Annotated in this window: 10 protein-coding genes; 4 read left to right on the forward strand and 6 right to left on the reverse strand. The window is 57.0% G+C overall.

Annotated features, from left to right (window positions below; genetic code table 11):
- Positions 1 to 35 precede the first annotated feature (35 nt).
- Both ettA and radA read left to right on the forward strand, forming a co-directional pair.
- On the forward strand, positions 36 to 1,697 hold the full coding sequence (ettA, locus tag K325_RS0115790) for an energy-dependent translational throttle protein EttA (protein WP_029655236.1): 1,662 nt from the start codon (positions 36 to 38) through the stop codon (positions 1,695 to 1,697).
- A 67-nt stretch (positions 1,698 to 1,764) separates the two neighbouring features.
- A complete protein-coding gene (radA, locus tag K325_RS0115795) occupies positions 1,765 to 3,141 on the forward strand; it encodes a DNA repair protein RadA (RefSeq protein ID WP_029655237.1) in 1,377 nt (458 codons plus the stop codon).
- 37 nt (positions 3,142 to 3,178) lie between these two features.
- Here radA and K325_RS0115800 read toward each other — a convergent pair whose 3' ends face one another.
- From K325_RS0115800 to K325_RS0115810, 3 genes are all read right to left on the reverse strand, one after another.
- Complete coding sequence (locus tag K325_RS0115800) at positions 3,179 to 3,580, reverse strand: PilZ domain-containing protein (protein ID WP_084694268.1); 402 nt, start codon at positions 3,578 to 3,580, stop codon at positions 3,179 to 3,181.
- A 175-nt stretch (positions 3,581 to 3,755) separates the two neighbouring features.
- Positions 3,756 to 4,820 carry a uroporphyrinogen decarboxylase gene (gene hemE, locus K325_RS0115805; protein ID WP_029655239.1) on the reverse strand — a complete coding sequence of 355 codons (1,065 nt, stop codon included), beginning with the start codon at positions 4,818 to 4,820 and terminating at the stop codon, positions 3,756 to 3,758.
- A 185-nt stretch (positions 4,821 to 5,005) separates the two neighbouring features.
- On the reverse strand, positions 5,006 to 5,950 hold the full coding sequence (locus K325_RS0115810; RefSeq protein ID WP_029655240.1) for a helix-turn-helix transcriptional regulator: 945 nt from the start codon (positions 5,948 to 5,950) through the stop codon (positions 5,006 to 5,008).
- Positions 5,951 to 6,188: 238 nt separating this feature from the next.
- On the opposite strand from K325_RS0115810, the gene K325_RS0115815 reads away from it, so the two are divergent.
- A complete protein-coding gene (locus K325_RS0115815; protein WP_029655241.1) occupies positions 6,189 to 8,030 on the forward strand; it encodes a hypothetical protein in 1,842 nt (613 codons plus the stop codon).
- A gap of 95 nt (positions 8,031 to 8,125) precedes the next feature.
- On the forward strand, positions 8,126 to 9,646 hold the full coding sequence (locus tag K325_RS0115820; RefSeq protein WP_051146682.1) for an ELWxxDGT repeat protein: 1,521 nt from the start codon (positions 8,126 to 8,128) through the stop codon (positions 9,644 to 9,646).
- A gap of 106 nt (positions 9,647 to 9,752) precedes the next feature.
- Here K325_RS0115820 and K325_RS0115825 read toward each other — a convergent pair whose 3' ends face one another.
- The 3 genes from K325_RS0115825 to K325_RS18815 form a co-directional block, all read right to left on the reverse strand.
- Complete coding sequence (locus K325_RS0115825) at positions 9,753 to 11,171, reverse strand: FAD-dependent oxidoreductase (protein WP_029655243.1); 1,419 nt, start codon at positions 11,169 to 11,171, stop codon at positions 9,753 to 9,755.
- Positions 11,172 to 11,246: 75 nt separating this feature from the next.
- On the reverse strand, positions 11,247 to 15,695 hold the full coding sequence (gene gltB / locus K325_RS0115830; RefSeq protein ID WP_029655244.1) for a glutamate synthase large subunit: 4,449 nt from the start codon (positions 15,693 to 15,695) through the stop codon (positions 11,247 to 11,249).
- A gap of 178 nt (positions 15,696 to 15,873) precedes the next feature.
- A partial coding sequence (locus K325_RS18815; protein WP_476738563.1) for an SPOR domain-containing protein occupies positions 15,874 to 16,221 on the reverse strand: 348 nt, incomplete at its 5' end.

Consider the following 16,221-nt stretch of genomic DNA (forward strand, 5'->3'; position numbering starts at 1 on the left):
TTCAAGCTACTGTTTGATAAAAGGAATCTGCCAACATGGCCCAATACGTATACACCATGAACCGCGTGGGCAAAGTTGTTCCACCCAAGCGGGAAATCCTGAAAGACATCTCACTGAGCTTCTTCCCAGGCGCCAAAATCGGTGTCCTGGGCCTGAATGGCGCCGGTAAATCCACCCTTCTCCGCATTATGGCGGGGGTCGACCAGGATTACATCGGCGAGGCCAGACCCCAGCCAGGCATCAATGTCGGTTACCTGCCACAGGAGCCGGAGCTGGACGAAGAGAAAACCGTCAAGGAAATTGTTGACGAGTCGGTCGCCCACGTACATAACGCTCTGGCAGAGCTGGACAAAGTGTATGCCGCTTATGCCGAACCCGATGCGGACTTCGATGAGCTCGCCAAGAAACAAGGCGAACTTGAAGCCATTATCCAGGCCACCGATGGCCACGACATTGAGCGGAAAATGGAAGTCGCCGCCGACGCCCTTCGCCTTCCCGCCTGGGACCAGAAAATCAAAGTCCTGTCCGGGGGGGAGCGCCGCCGGGTAGCCCTGTGCCGCCTGCTCCTGTCCGGGCCGGATATGCTGCTTCTGGATGAGCCAACCAACCACCTGGATGCAGAATCTGTTGCCTGGCTGGAGCGTTTCCTGCACGACTACGAAGGCACCGTCGTAGCCATCACCCACGACCGCTATTTCCTGGACAACGTCGCTGGCTGGATTCTGGAACTCGACCGGGGACACGGCATTCCTTTTGAGGGCAACTACAGCCAGTGGCTGGAAAACAAAGAAAAACGCCTGGAGATGGAAGCCAAACAGGAAGCGGCCCATCAGAAAGCCATCAAACACGAGCTTGAGTGGGTGCGTTCCAATGCCAAGGGCCGACAGTCCAAGAGCAAGGCCCGCCTGGCCCGCTTTGAGGAAATGAGCTCCCAGGAATTCCAGAAGCGCAACGAAACCAACGAACTGTACATCCCGCCCGGACCTCGCCTGGGTGACAACGTGATCAACGTTGAGGGCATCAGCAAAGCCTTTGGCGACCGCCTGCTGTACGAAAACGTTTCCTTCAATGTGCCAGCCGGCGCCATTGTCGGCATCATCGGGGGCAACGGTGCGGGTAAATCCACCCTGTTCAAGATGATCGCTGACATGGACAAGCCGGATTCCGGGTCGATCACGGTGGGAGAAACGGTGGAACTGGCCTACGTCGATCAGATGCGTGATCTGGACGGCAGCAAAACCGTCTGGGAGGAACTCAGTGACGGCCAGGACATCATTAAAGTCGGGAACTACGAGACGCCATCCCGTGCCTATGTTGGCCGCTTCAACTTCAAGGGCAGCGACCAGCAGAAACGCGTCGGCGACCTGTCCGGCGGCGAGCGCAACCGCCTGCACCTGGCCAAATTGCTGAAACAGGGTGGCAACGTCCTCCTGCTGGACGAACCCACCAACGATCTGGACGTGGAAACCCTGCGAGCACTGGAAGAAGCCCTTCTCAACTTCCCGGGTTCGGCATTGGTCATCTCGCACGACCGCTGGTTCCTGGACCGGGTGGCCACGCACATCCTCGCCTTCGAAGACGATGGTGACGTGGTTTATTTTGAAGGCAACTTCACGGATTACGACGCCGACTTCAAGAAGCGCAAAGGGGATTCTGCCATGCAGCCCAAGCGCATGAAGTACAAAAAGCTCGCGTAACACACCACAGAGCCGGCTCTTGTGCCGGCTCGCCCTTCATACCCTGCCTGATAACGGAGCCCTGATCATGGCCAAAGCCAAAACCGCGTTTGTCTGCACCGAATGCGGCTCAGACTACTCCAAATGGCAAGGTCAGTGCACCGCCTGCCAGGCCTGGAACACCATCAGCGAAGTACGAGGCGTTTCCGGCCCCGGCAAAGGAGCCCGCAGCGCCCGCTTCGAGGGTTACGCCGGCAGCCTCTCAGAGGTCAAAAGCCTGGACGACGTCAGCCTTGCAGAACAGGCTCGCATCAGCACCGGCATGCAGGAGTTTGACCGGGTACTGGGTGGCGGCCTGGTAGAGGGCTCTGCCGTCCTGATGGGCGGCCACCCGGGTGCCGGCAAAAGCACTCTGCTTCTGCAGGCGGTTTGTCAACTGGCGGCCCGGCACTCTGCCCTGTACGTGACGGGCGAGGAATCCCTGCAACAAGTTGCTATGCGCGCCAAACGCCTGGGGCTCCCCACTCAAGACCTGAAAATGCTGTCGGAAACCTCCGTTGAACGGCTGATTCAGGTAGCCGAAGCCGAAAAACCCCGTATTCTGGTGATCGACAGTATTCAGGTGATGCATGTGGCGGACATAGAATCTGCCCCCGGCTCGGTATCACAGGTCCGGGAAAGTGCAGCCTTCCTGACCCGCTTTGCCAAGCAGACCGGCACCATCCTGCTACTGGTCGGTCACGTCACCAAAGACGGCAGCCTCGCTGGCCCGAAAGTTCTGGAGCATATGATTGACTGCTCCATTCTTCTGGAAGGCTCCAGTGACAGTCGCTACCGCACACTTCGGGGGATCAAGAACCGTTTTGGCGCTGTCAATGAACTGGGCGTCTTCGCCATGCTGGAGCAGGGCCTGAAAGAAGTGAAGAATCCCAGCGCCATCTTCCTGAACCGGGGCGAAGAAGCTGCTCCTGGCAGCGTAGTCATGGTCGTGTGGGAAGGCACCCGCCCCATGCTCGTGGAGATTCAGGCACTGGTCGATATGGCTCAGGGAAGCTACCCAAGGCGGGTTGCCGTGGGTGCCGATCAAAACCGATTGGCGATGCTGCTGGCCGTACTGCACCGCCATGGTGGTATGCATGTGGCCGACCAGGATGTCTTTGTGAACGTGGTGGCAGGGGTCAAGGTGAGCGAAACCAGTGCCGATCTGGCGCTGCTGTCTGCGGTGGTTTCATCATTCAGGAACAGAGCCCTGCCGCAAGACCTGGTGATCTTCGGGGAAGTGGGATTATCCGGAGAGATCCGCCCTGTACCCAATGGCCAGGAGAGAATTTACGAGGCGGCAAAACATGGTTTCACGCGAGCGCTGGTACCCAAGGCCAACGCTCCTCGCAAGCCTGTTGAAGGGATGAAAGTGATTCCGGTGACCAAGCTTTCTGATGCGCTTTCGGCTTTGGAGGAGTTATAAGCGCACCCAGGCCTTGCCAAGATCCGTGCAGGGCAAGTTAGTCAATCAGATGGGAAAACTCCCGCTCCAACAACGCCTGATCCCCCAGATTCAGCTCAACCAGCCGCTTCAGGTGCGAAGCACTATCCAGATCGATGTACTGGCAGCGAAACCCCAATCGTTGTGCGTCAACGTGCTTCAGCTCCACCGCCATCACAATGGCCGCCTCACGCTCATTCAGGTGGATAACCACTTCGCAAGGCTGCTTCAGCGGAACGCTCCACCCTTCCGGCTTCTGTACCAAGACCCCCTTCAACGAAATGTCCAGCACTTCCGTTAACCACACCTGGTCCTGACAATGCAGCTCACAAGGTGCATCAAAGCTGATTCGATGAAAACGGCGTTTGTCAGTTTTATTTGTCGACACGGGAGAACTCCAAAACAACGTCTTGTTGTCCATGACTATAGACCGGGCGTGAAAGCCAGTACAGCCAGGCAAGATCTCCTTTCATTTCGACGGTACTCGTCAAAATGATTTCGGTTAGGCCGAGGATACTTACATCAATGATGGGTCGGGCTGGTATCAGCCTGCCGACACCCGACAGGCTGATACCCCGACAAATTCCTGGCCAGGGCTACTGGTGGTACTGCGGGCTAAGCTCAACAACCGCCTCAATAAACGCCCCCGCATGCTCCGGGTCCACCTCTGGCGTAATCCCATGGCCCAGGTTGAAGATGTGCCCAGTGCCGGAACCAAAGCGCGCCAGAATATCGGCCACTTCCTCGCGGATACGGGCTTTCGGCGCATACAACATGGCCGGATCCATATTGCCCTGCAGTGCCACCTTGTCGCCGACTCGGGCACGGGCATTACCAATATCCGTCGTCCAATCGAGGCCAACCGCATCACAGCCTGAATCTGCAATCGACTCCAGCCACTGTCCGCCGTTCTTGGTGAACAGAATCACGGGCACCCGGCGCCCTTCACTTTCACGAATCAGGCCGGCAACAATCTTCTTCATGTAGCTCAGCGAGAACTCTTCATAGGCCCAGCCGCTGAGCACCCCACCCCAGGTATCAAAAATCTGCACAGCCTGGGCTCCGGCCTTGATCTGACCATTCAGATAATCAATTACCGACTCTGCGAGGTGATCCAGTAGCCGGTGCATCACCTCAGGCTGCCCATACGCCAGTTTCTTGGTCTCCCGGAAATCCTTGGAGGAACCACCCTCAACCATATACGTGGCCAGTGTCCACGGACTGCCAGAGAAACCGATCAGTGGCACCCGACCATTCAGCTCCCGGCGAATGGTGGACACGGCATTCATCACATAATCGAGGTCAGACTCTGCCTTCATTGTTGGCAGAGCATCGACATCGGCTTCTGAACGGATGACCTTGCGGAATTTCGGACCTTCGCCGGTCTCAAAATACAATCCCAGTCCCAACGCATCCGGAATGGTGAGGATGTCCGAAAACAGAATGGCGGCATCCAGCGGGTAACGTTCCAGCGGCTGAAGCGTCACCTCGCAGGCTAACGGGGTATTCTTGCACAAGCTCAGAAAATCGCCAGCCTTGGCCCGGGTTGCGCGGTACTCCGGCAAATAGCGGCCAGCCTGACGCATCATCCACACGGGGGTGCGGTCTACAGGCTGACGCATCAGGGCACGTAAAAAACGGTCGTTTTTCAACTCGGTCATGGCTTAATCCCGATAGTTAATGACAAGTGGTGGCTCGGCTAGCCCAATTAGAGGCCTGCAATGATAGCGTTTCTGGCTAAAGAAAAAAGGGCGAAGCGGCGTTTATCCCCTCAAGCCTGAAACCGGCCTGGTCCGGGACCCCTTCGAATGCCGACGTTTGCGGCCAGCCCCCCTATGAAAATGCGTTACGGCTCAGGATTGCCTTGATTTTCCTTAAGCCAGATGGCCAGAGACCCTTTATCGGAGACACCAAGCTTCTGATAAACCCGGGCCAGGTGCGTTCTCACCGTCGTAGGCGAAACGCCTACCCTCTGAGCAACCCGCTTGTAACTGTTACCTTGAGCGTACATCCAGGCAATTTCTGTTTCTCTCGGGCTCAGCGTCACCGACGGTGTTTCCGCTGCTCTCACCAAAAGACGATGATTATAACGCTCTGCATTCAACGACAGATGACGACTCTGGCAGTGCCCGGTATTCCATAAAGCCTGAGTCACCGGCTCAGGCAGGCGGTAACCGGCTTGCCGGCCCCACTCGCTGACCATCAGGGCACAAAACTCAGGCAGGGAGGCATGAAGAAGTCCGCGCTGGTCAACAAACGCCGCAGGCGCCTGACGGGCACGCAGGTAATGCATGTCATTATGACGAGAGGCCAGAAAAAGATGCTGGGTGATCAGATTCTTGGCAGACACTTCGTCACGCGTAAAAAGTGCGTCCGGGTTTTCCCGAGCCAGAGTCACAAAAATGTGCAGCCCGGTGTAAGGGTCGACTTCCATCGTCGACACCATTTGGCGGGCTGAGTAGCGCCCCCAGTGCTCACTGTAGGCCTCGCTGTGGCGAAAGCCCGGGACTTCCTCAATCGACCAGGTTCTTCCCGTATTCCCGATCACCAGATCCGCGTACGGATCGTGATGCTTTACGGTTTCCCAGGTTTCGAAAAACGTATCAACCTGGTCCAGAACCGTCGCCATGTGCAACTGGCGGCTATCACCGTTCCCCCCACCCCAGATCGCGAAATCAAAGTCAATATAGGACCGGATTTCGCTGAGCGACCATCGGTGAAAATCAGCAGGAGACAAGTACATACTGGCATCATGGATGGCGAGAATAAATTCACTCGTCGTCGTTCGCATGTCCGGGCTTCCTTTCCCTCACTTCTACAGCTGCCCTCTCAGGGGCACATGAAACCATCAACACTCTTGCCTTGTGACGGAACCGTCGTAACCGCCCAAGCTTGTACTGTAGTACATCTGCAGGATAACGACACGTCGTCGAGTTAACTACCATTTTTGGTGCCAGGAACTGGCGTCAGGGGCGGATCATCGAATTTCCGGTCCAGCTTCAGGAAACCTATGGAATTGGAGTTACAAAATGCATTTCTCAGGAGTAATACCCAGAACCATTCTGCTGGCCGCCCTGGGGGCTGCCATGTCGGCTTGCGGCGGTGGCGGTTCCAGCGGAAGCGATACCCCGGAAGACAAAAGCAACGTTGGTGGCAACAACGGCGGCGGTGGTTCCGGCCTGTCCGGGCTTTCAGGGTTGGACGGCGACGCTGACAACCAGGATCTGCTGTACTTCAGCTACACCTACCAAAGCGGCGAAAACCCGAATACCGGACAACAGCAATTTCATTCGGCGCTGTACGCCCTTGACCCGGCTAACCCCGGAGCGCTCTCGGTCCTGAAGCTGGATTCCCGGGAGTCCGCGCTGGGGCTGGATATGGGACGCTCCCACTATGCCCCGCTGTATGAAGCCGATGTCGATGACGATGGCCGCGTGACCAACTATCGCGTTTCTGATGTATTGTTCCTGCACAACCGGGATGCAGGCAACGAAACCTCCGAAGGCTTCGCCCGGGTAAGCACCGATGCAACAACACCCGTTCCGACGCCGGTTCGCGTGTCGTCGGAAACCTACCTTGGTGCGAGCGTCCTCGGGGCCGGGACGCTCATCTGGCAAGATTACGCGGATGCAGAGAATGCCGGGGTGGTCTACGGTTTGCCAACAAGCGAAAAACGGGTACACATGTCGTTTGGTGCCACAGACGAACCCCAGAACGCCATGTCGATGGTCGTCCGGCACGTTGTCGCTCTTCGGAAACAGGGTGATCCCGCCAAGCACGCCTATCTCGTGTTAAGAACACATGATGACCTGACCTGTTCAAACGGCTACCGCCTGGTCGGAGCCAGACCTTCCTCTTCACCCGGCCCAGGGGCAGGCTTATACAGCTCGATCATGAATGACAGCTTACTTCCGTCCCCGAAAGAGGCTGCCAGTGCCGAGCCCCTCGGAAGGCCACTCAGCGACAACAGCCAGTATCTGGTCATCGACACCCTCATCAATCCCAACATCATTGGCCGCCCCTGCATCTCTGAGGGCCCCACTTTGTGGCATTACAAATCCAGTGCCAGCCCCCAACTGACGCAGGTTCTCGATGAAAATAATCAACCACTAAAGCTGCCTGTAGGCGGTTCAGGCATCCCAAGACTACCTGCAGACCGGAATATTGCTGTTGACGGCGACGTACTCTACTTCGGTGTGGGTGGGATCGCGCAGACCGGGCCTCAGGACCTGTACCGGGTAGAAGGCAACCGTTGGTCCGTCCTCTCGGAGCAGGAAGAAAACCTGGGATATTTCACCGGCTTTCTCCTTGCCGACGAAGGCCGGGTAGCAGCATCGGCCGGCAATACGGTGGTGAGCTGGGATAGCAACGGGAATGACCGTAAAGAGCTGGACACCAGCAACGCTGCCTCAATGGGGCTCCAGACCGACGTTCTGGGCTCTCGGGACGGCTGGCTGTTCTACAACCGCACGGACATCATGGGCCGGGACGATGCCGTAGCCATGAAAATTGATGGCAGCGACTCCGCCATCATTCCCGACGCCAGATGGATTGGCGCCTCTCTGTCCGGGAATGGCGACAATAGCCCCGCCAACGTAACCGAGCTCAGTGAAGTCTTTCTGTGGAGCGGTAAAGACATCTCCGCCGTCAGCGCGGCCGACCCCGGAGCCGGCCGCGTTCTGCTGGGTACACTGGACGCAATGCCAGAAGAGGTCACCATGCATGGTCTGGCCCCGGGACCGCACCGGTTGATACAGGTGCATACCGATAGCGACAACAGCACGGTGTATTACGTGAACACCCGCGAGCGGGGATCCCTGCGAAAAGCTCTCGACGCCTCAGGCATGCAACGGCCTGTTACGGGCTTCTAACCCACCCCAGACACTTCAGACAGCCGGGCTCCGAACTATCTTCGGGCGCCCGGTACCTTCGTCTCAGAAAAGGCGTCTTACAACGGATTCAGATCATGATCTCACCAAGCACATTGACCAGATTCGCCATCATTACCATAGCGGGAATCATGCTCTCCGCCTGCGGAGACAGCAGTTCCGATAATAAACCACTGACGGGCGGAGAAACCGACACACCCCCGACCGCCGACATTTCCGATGGCGGCTCCGACAGTAGCGGTAGTGACGACACTGACAACACGCCACCCTCAGGAAGCTTTCTGCTCTTTTCGGCTGACGATGGCGTCCATGGCACGGAACTCTGGAAATACGACGACACAAAATCAGAAACCGTGATGGTCAAAGATATCAATCCGGCTGGCGGGGATTCCAACCCCTCTCTCTTTGCTCGCTACGGCTCATTCGTATACTTTTCCGCCACGACCGATGAGCACGGCACTGAGCTCTGGCGAACCGACGGCACGGCTGCGGGCACAACGCTGTTTAAGGACATTTTTCCGGGCGCCGACAATAGCCACCCGTCGGGCTTCACTGAATTCAACGGTTTGCTCTACTTCAAGGCGACCAACGGCACCAACGGCCTCGAGCTGTGGCGCACAGACGGCACCCCTGAGGGCACGGAGATGTACAGCGATCTCCGGCCCGGCCGCTCTGGAAGCAACCCAGGCTACCTCACGGTATTCAACAACCACCTGTATTTCTGGGCGGACGACGGCGTCTCCGGTAAAGAAATCTGGAGAACGGACGGTTCGGAAGCCGGCCTCCACCTGTTCAAAGACATTAACCCTGGCAGCGGCCACGGCCTCAACAATCCCCAGGTCTGGATATCAATGGTCGAGTATGATGGCGCCCTTTACTTTGCTGCAGACGACGGAGTGTCTGGCCTTGAACTCTGGCGAACCGACGGTACAGAAGAGGGGACAACCCTGCTCAAGGACATCAACCCTGACGGCCTTCCCAGCTCGCCCTTTCAGTTCGGTTTCGCCCACGGCGCGCTTTATTTCAATGCATACACCAAAGATGAGGGTCGCCGACTCTGGAAAACCCATGGCACACCAGAAAGCACCGTGCTGGTTGGAAGCGGGTTCAACTTCCCATTTGGCCTGGCCACCTTGGGTGACGAGCTGTACTTTTTTGCCAGCAGCGAGGGTGCCGGGCTTGAACCCTGGAAAACCGACGGGACGCCAGAAGGCACCCGGATGCTCAAAAACATCAACATTGAAAACAATGGCCGGGACAGCAGTATTACAACAAGCACAAACCCAGGGTTTTCAGAACTGAATGGAATGCTCTATTTCAATGCAGATGACGGAAAAGCCGGGACCCAGACTCTCTGGAGAACAGACGGGACCGAAGAAGGCACCATCCCAGTTGGTAACCTGAACGTCGGTAACATCTTGGCGGGAGTTCGCCTCCCGATTGTCTTCAACAATACCCTGATACTCAGGGCACACGATGGGCTCAGCGGCTACGAGCTCTGGCAACTGAAAGGCCCAGAGGAAAACACGGTCCAGCTAAAAGACATCAATCCGGGCCACCGGAGCAGTGACCCGAAGCATTTCTTTATCTTTGAGTGAGCCGGCTTTCTAAGTGCTGAAACAGGCATGGAGGCACTGCCCTCCCGGGAGCCACGCAGTCCATCAGGCAGGGTACCCCCTGCCTGATTCCTCCCTACCCTGACGTTCAGACATCCAGGTAATCGAGGATACCTTCAGCAGCCTGACGACCTTCCCAGATAGCCGTTACCACAAGATCCGAGCCTCGCACCATATCACCACCGGCGAAGATCTTCGGATTGCTGGTCTGGAACGGAAACTCGGCCCTCTCCTGCGCAGTCACACGGCCAGACTCATCGGTTTCAACACCCAACGCTTCAAACCACGGAGCCGGACTCGGGCGGAAGCCAAACGCCACAAGCACCGCATCGGCCGGGATCACTTCCTCACTACCCGGCACGACTTCAGGGCGTCGACGACCATTCTCGTCCGGTTCACCCAGCTCTGTCGTCACCACCTTCACGCCCCCAACCTGATCCTCACCAATAATGGCAATCGGCTGTCGATTGAAAAGGAACCTGACCCCTTCTTCCTTTGCGTTGGCCACTTCCCGGCGGGACCCCGGCATGTTCGCCTCATCTCGCCGGTAGGCGCAGGTCACACTTTCGGCCTGCTGACGAATCGATGTGCGGTTACAGTCCATCGCGGTATCACCGCCGCCCAAAACCACAACACGTTTGCCCTTCATATCAATGAAGTCGGCTTCTTTCTTCTCAAAGCCGAGGCGGCGATTCACATTGGAAATCAGGAACGGCAGGGCGTCATAGACACCGGGCAACTCCTCCCCCGGGAACCCACCCTTCATGTAGGTGTAGGTACCCATGCCCATAAAGACAGCATCGAACTCTTCCAGCATCTTGTTCAGCTGAACGTCTTTGCCCACCTCGGTGCTCAGGCGGAACTCCACGCCCATCTCCTCGAACACCTTGCGGCGGCGGGACATGACCGATTTTTCCAGCTTGAACTCGGGGATACCAAAAGTCAGCAGACCACCGATCTCCGGATAACGGTCAAAGACCACCGGCCTGACTCCGTTACGCACCAGCACATCGGCACAGCCCAGCCCCGCAGGGCCCGCGCCAATCACAGCCACTTTCTTGTCAGTCCAGCTCACGCGCGACATATCCGGTTTCCAGCCCAGCGCAAAGGCGGTATCCGTGATGTATTTCTCGACAGAACCGATCGTAACTGCACCATAGCCGTCGTTCAGGGTACAGGCACCCTCACACAAGCGATCCTGCGGGCACACACGGCCACAAACTTCGGGCAGGGAGTTGGTCTGATGACACAACTCCACGGCCTTCATGATGTTGCCCTCCGACACCAGCTTCAGCCAGTTCGGAATATAGTTGTGTACCGGGCACTTCCATTCGCAGTATGGGTTACCGCACGCCAGGCAGCGATGGGACTGAGACGCCGCATGGGTTTCACTGAACGGGTGATAAATTTCCCCGAATTCCTTTTTGCGCTTCTTGGCAGGCACCTTTTTTGGATCTACCCGCCCTACTTCCACAAACTGAAAGTCATTATTGAGACGTTCTTTCATGTTGCTACTCTCATCAGCTCGATTTCGACGGGGCCGCACCAGGGCGCAGCCCACCAACCTTGTATTGCCTGCCCTTTATTCCGGGCGGGCGCGGGTGCTCGCCAGCAAGCTGCGAAGGTTCGCGGCCTTGGGCTTGACCAGCCAGAAACGGCCGATGTAATCGTCGAAATCCTCTAGTAGGTGCTCTGCCCAGGCACTTCCGGTTTCGGAAATGTGCTCCCGGATCACGCCACGCAGGTGGTTCCGGTAGGCCTCCATGTCTTCACGGGAAATCCGCTGTATCTCAACCAGTTCATGGTTGTATTTGTCCACGAAGGTGTTATCGAGATCCAGAACGTAGGCAAATCCCCCCGTCATACCGGCGCCAAAGTTGTATCCGGTCGTCCCCAGAACCGTGACCAGGCCACCGGTCATGTATTCACAGCAGTGATCACCAGCACCCTCAACAACCGCATGAGCACCGGAGTTACGAACGGCGAAGCGCTCGCCAGCGGTACCTGCCGAAAACAGCTTGCCACCGGTGGCGCCGTACAGACAGGTGTTGCCCACAATGGAGGTTTCCTGGGTCTTGAAATCGCTGCCGCGGGGCGGCTTGACCACCAACTTGCCGCCGGTCATGCCTTTACCTACGTAGTCGTTGGCATCGCCTTCCAGAATCAGGTTCAGGCCACCGACGTTCCAGACGCCGAAACTCTGGCCCGCCGTCCCCGTCAGATCCAGGGTGATCGGTGCATCTGTCATGCCTTGGTTACCATGGCGGGCAGCAATCTCTCCCGACAGACGCGCACCGATAGAACGGTCGCAATTGGTCACACGGTAGCTCCACGCTCCGCCCGACTTCTCCGCGATGGCCGCTGCCGTATCCATCACCATCTGTTCCGCCAGACGGCCTTCATCAAATGGCTTGTTGCGTTCGATCTGGCAAGTATGCGGCTTGTCCGCCGGAATATGATCGTTTTCCAGCAGCCGGCTCAGGTTCAGCTTGCTCTGCCTTTCGGTATCGCCCGGCAAGCGCTCAAGCAAGTCGACCCGCCCGACCAGCGCCTCCAGTGTGCGCACGCCCAGCTTTGCCATCCACTCCCGGGTTTCCTCAGCCACAAAGCGGAAGAAGTTCATGGCCATGTCCACGGTACCCTTGAAGTGCTCCTCCCGAAGGTAGTCGTTCTGAGTTGCAACGCCAGTTGCACAGTTATTCAGGTGGCAAATACGCAGGTACTTGCAGCCAAGCGCAACCATCGGCGTAGTACCAAAACCAAAGCTTTCAGCGCCCAGAATGGCCGCCTTCACCACATCCAGGCCCGTTTTGATTCCACCGTCAGTCTGCAGGCGGATTTTGCCCCGGAGATCGTTGGCTCGCAGGGCCTGCTGGGTTTCGGTCAACCCCAGTTCCCAGGGCGAACCCGCATAACGGATGGATGTCAGCGGACTGGCCGCCGTACCACCGTCATAACCGGATACGGTAATCAGATCGGCATAGGCCTTGGCGACCCCGGCAGCAATAGTTCCCACGCCCGGCTCAGACACCAGCTTGACGGAGACCAGCGCCTCTGGATTAACCTGTTTGAGATCGAAGATCAGTTGAGCAAGGTCTTCAATCGAGTAGATATCATGGTGTGGAGGCGGAGAAATCAGCGTGACACCAGGCACGGAGTACCGCAGGCGTGCAATCAGATCGTTCACCTTACCACCCGGCAATTGCCCTCCTTCGCCAGGCTTCGCTCCCTGCGCAACCTTGATCTGCATAACATCGGCGCTACGCAGATATTCCGCCGTAACCCCAAACCGGCCAGATGCCACTTGTTTGATCTTGGAGCGCCTGTTGGTGCCGTGGCGCGCCGGGTCCTCGCCGCCCTCACCGGAGTTCGAGCGGCCACCCAGCGTGTTCATGGCGACAGCCAAGGCCTCGTGCGCCTCGGGCGACAGGGCACCCAGAGACATTGCAGCGGAATCGAACCTTGGGAAGATGTTCTCAACCGGCTCAACTTCGGACAAATCTATCGCCTCAATGCCGTCACGGAACACCAGCAGGTCACGCAAGGTGGCTACGGGACGCTCATTGACCAGCCCGGCATATTCCCGATAAACCCCGTAATCGCCAGTGATCACAGCGTCCTGCAGCTTACCCACCACATCCGGGTTAAAGGCATGATACTCCTGCCCATGGACGTACTTGAGCAAGCCCCCCTGAGAAAGCGGTTTGCGTGGTTTCCAGGCCACCGAAGCCAATTGCTCCTGGTCCTGCTGGAAGTCGTAGAAATCGGCACCCTGGATACGACTGGGGACGCCTTTGAAACACAAGTCCACCACATTGTCTGCAAGACCGATCGCCTCAAACAGCTGGGCACCCCGATAGGATGTAATGGTCGAGATCCCCATCTTTGAAAGGATCTTCAGCAACCCTTTGTTGATGCCTTTGCGATAGTTGTTCTTGGCCTCAATCGGATCCATCAGCATCTCACCTGTCCGGATCAGATCGTTCAGGACCTGATACGCCAGGTAAGGATAGACAGCCGTTGCGCCAAACCCGAAGAGGACCGCGAACTGATGCGGATCACGTGCCCAGCCCGTTTCCACGATGATATTGGAATCACAACGCAGGCCTTTCGCCACCAGATGGTGATGAACCGCCCCGGTTGCCATCATGGCATTGACCGGCAGGTCGCCTTCAGCCAGATCCCGGTCACTCAGAATCAGCAGCACTTTGCCATCACGAACGGCACTCTCGGCTTCTTCACAGACGCGGCGTACGGCCTGCTCCAGCCCCTCTTCAGGGCGGTAGCTCATGGCTATTCTGGCAACCTCAAATCCCGGCCGGTCATTATTGCTGATACGCAGAAACTTCGCTGGTGACAAAACCGGGGTGGTCAGAATAATCCGGTTTGCATGCTCCGGAGACTCATCAAATACGTTCTGCTCAGCTCCAAGGCACGTTTCCAGAGACATCACAATGGTCTCCCGGAGGGGATCAATCGGAGGGTTGGTCACCTGAGCAAACTTCTGCCGGAAGTAATCCCCGACATGACGAACCTTGCTGGACAACACCGCCATCGGCGTATCGTCTCCCATGGAGCCAACAGCTTCCTGAGCACTTTCCGCCAGCGGCCGAAGCACTTGATCACGCTCTTCAAAAGAAATATTGAACATCTTCTGATGAACCAGCAGCTCATCGGGCGCCATCAATTTGAACTCAGGCGTGGCCTGATTCAGCGTTGTTTCCACCCGAAGCGCATTTTCTTTCAGCCAGCGCTTATATGGCTGAGCTTTTTTCAGTCGCTGATCAATATCCCGGGTATGCAGCACCTCACCGGACTCGGTATCGATGGCCAGCATCTGACCTGGGCCAACCCGGCCTTTGGCAACCACTTCGTCCGGAGAGTAGCTATACGTGCCCACTTCTGACGCCAGAGTGATGAAACCATCTTTCGTAATTACCCAACGGGCGGGGCGCAGACCATTACGATCCAGCATACAGAGCGCGTAGCGTCCATCCGACATAACCAGTCCGGCTGGCCCATCCCAAGGCTCCATATGCATGGAGTTGTATTCATAGAAAGAGCGCAACTCCGAATCCATGGTATCGACATTCTGCCACGCGGGCGGAATCATCATTCGGGCAGCCCGGAACAGATTCACCCCCCCGGCCAGCAGGATCTCAAGCATATTATCCATACTGGAAGAGTCTGAACCGGTCAGATTCACCAGGGGTTGGAGGGTTTGCAGATCGGGCAGATCCGGCGAGCTGAACTTGGCAGCCCGGGCTATTGCCCAGTTCCGGTTACCATCAATGGTATTGATTTCACCGTTGTGGGCCAGGAAGCGAAACGGCTGCGCCAATGGCCAGCGAGGCATGGTGTTGGTGGAAAACCGCTGGTGGAAAATGCAAATAGCGGTTTGTAACTCAGGGTCACCAAGATCCTTGTAGAAGTTCGCCAGGTCTGCCGGCATCATCAGGCCCTTGTAGGCCAGCGTCTTATGAGAAAGGCTGCAGATGTAGAACTCCGGATCGTCCGCCATGGCCCGTTCAGCATGCCGGCGGCCAACAAACAGACTGATAGCGAACTCATTTTCGGTCTTGCCAGCTGGCTCTACAAACACCTGCTCGATGCGCGGCAGACAATCCAGCGCCATAGGGCCAAGACAACTGTCATCGACAGGAACCTCTCGCCACCCAATAACCTCAAGCCCTTGATCTAAAAGACCTTTCTCGACAGCTGCTCGTCCTTGCTCTGCTTTCTCTTCGTCCTTAGCCAAAAAAACCTGGCCAACTGCAAATAAGTCGCCAGGTTTTTTGCCGAACGCTGCCTGAGCAGCTTTATAGAGGAAGGCCTTAGGGCTCTGAATGAGCAGACCACAACCATCACCGGTCTTGCCATCGGCAGCGATACCTCCCCGGTGCGTCATACAAGTCAGAGACTCGATGGCAGTCTGCAGCAACTTATGGCTCGCCTCGCCCTCCATATGGGCAATCAGGCCAAAACCGCAGTTGTCCCTGAACTCATCAGGATGATACAAGCCTGTTGTCATAAGCGTTCTCTCACGTGTAAATGCTTCCCACCAGCGGCGCCGTGCACCAAGAAAGTGCAAAAAACGTACTGGCACTGAAAAAAAGGGGGAAGGGATTCTACACACGTAAGACTACGTATACAATTTTTTTCGCAGCTTTTGACTCAGACACCGCCTTGATCGCACCAATTTGGTGCAATTAATAGGCCGAATAGGGGCGAATCCACGGGTTTACGACCGTTAACGCAGGCGGTAGCCTGGATGCTGCCGCCAAGGCCTCATCACGGCTCTGGTATTGGCCGTGCACCAACATGAACCAATCCCGTCCTTGCCGCTCCCCCTTTGTATAATTCAGGCCCGTCTCTCCAGACGCCTTATCGAGCACATTAAGAATAGTCTGTTCCTGGTGCCCTGCAACAAGCTGAATCGTCCATCCCTGCCGCTCGCGCAGCCTGAGAAGCGGCACAAACCTCTCCGGACTCGCTGGGTTGAACACTGGCTCTGGCTCTGGCTCTGGCTCTGGCTCTGGCTCTGGCTCTGGCTCTGG

It is taken from the genome of Marinobacter daepoensis DSM 16072, from assembly GCF_000421165.1.
In the GTDB taxonomy this organism is placed as follows: domain Bacteria; phylum Pseudomonadota; class Gammaproteobacteria; order Pseudomonadales; family Oleiphilaceae; genus Marinobacter; species Marinobacter daepoensis.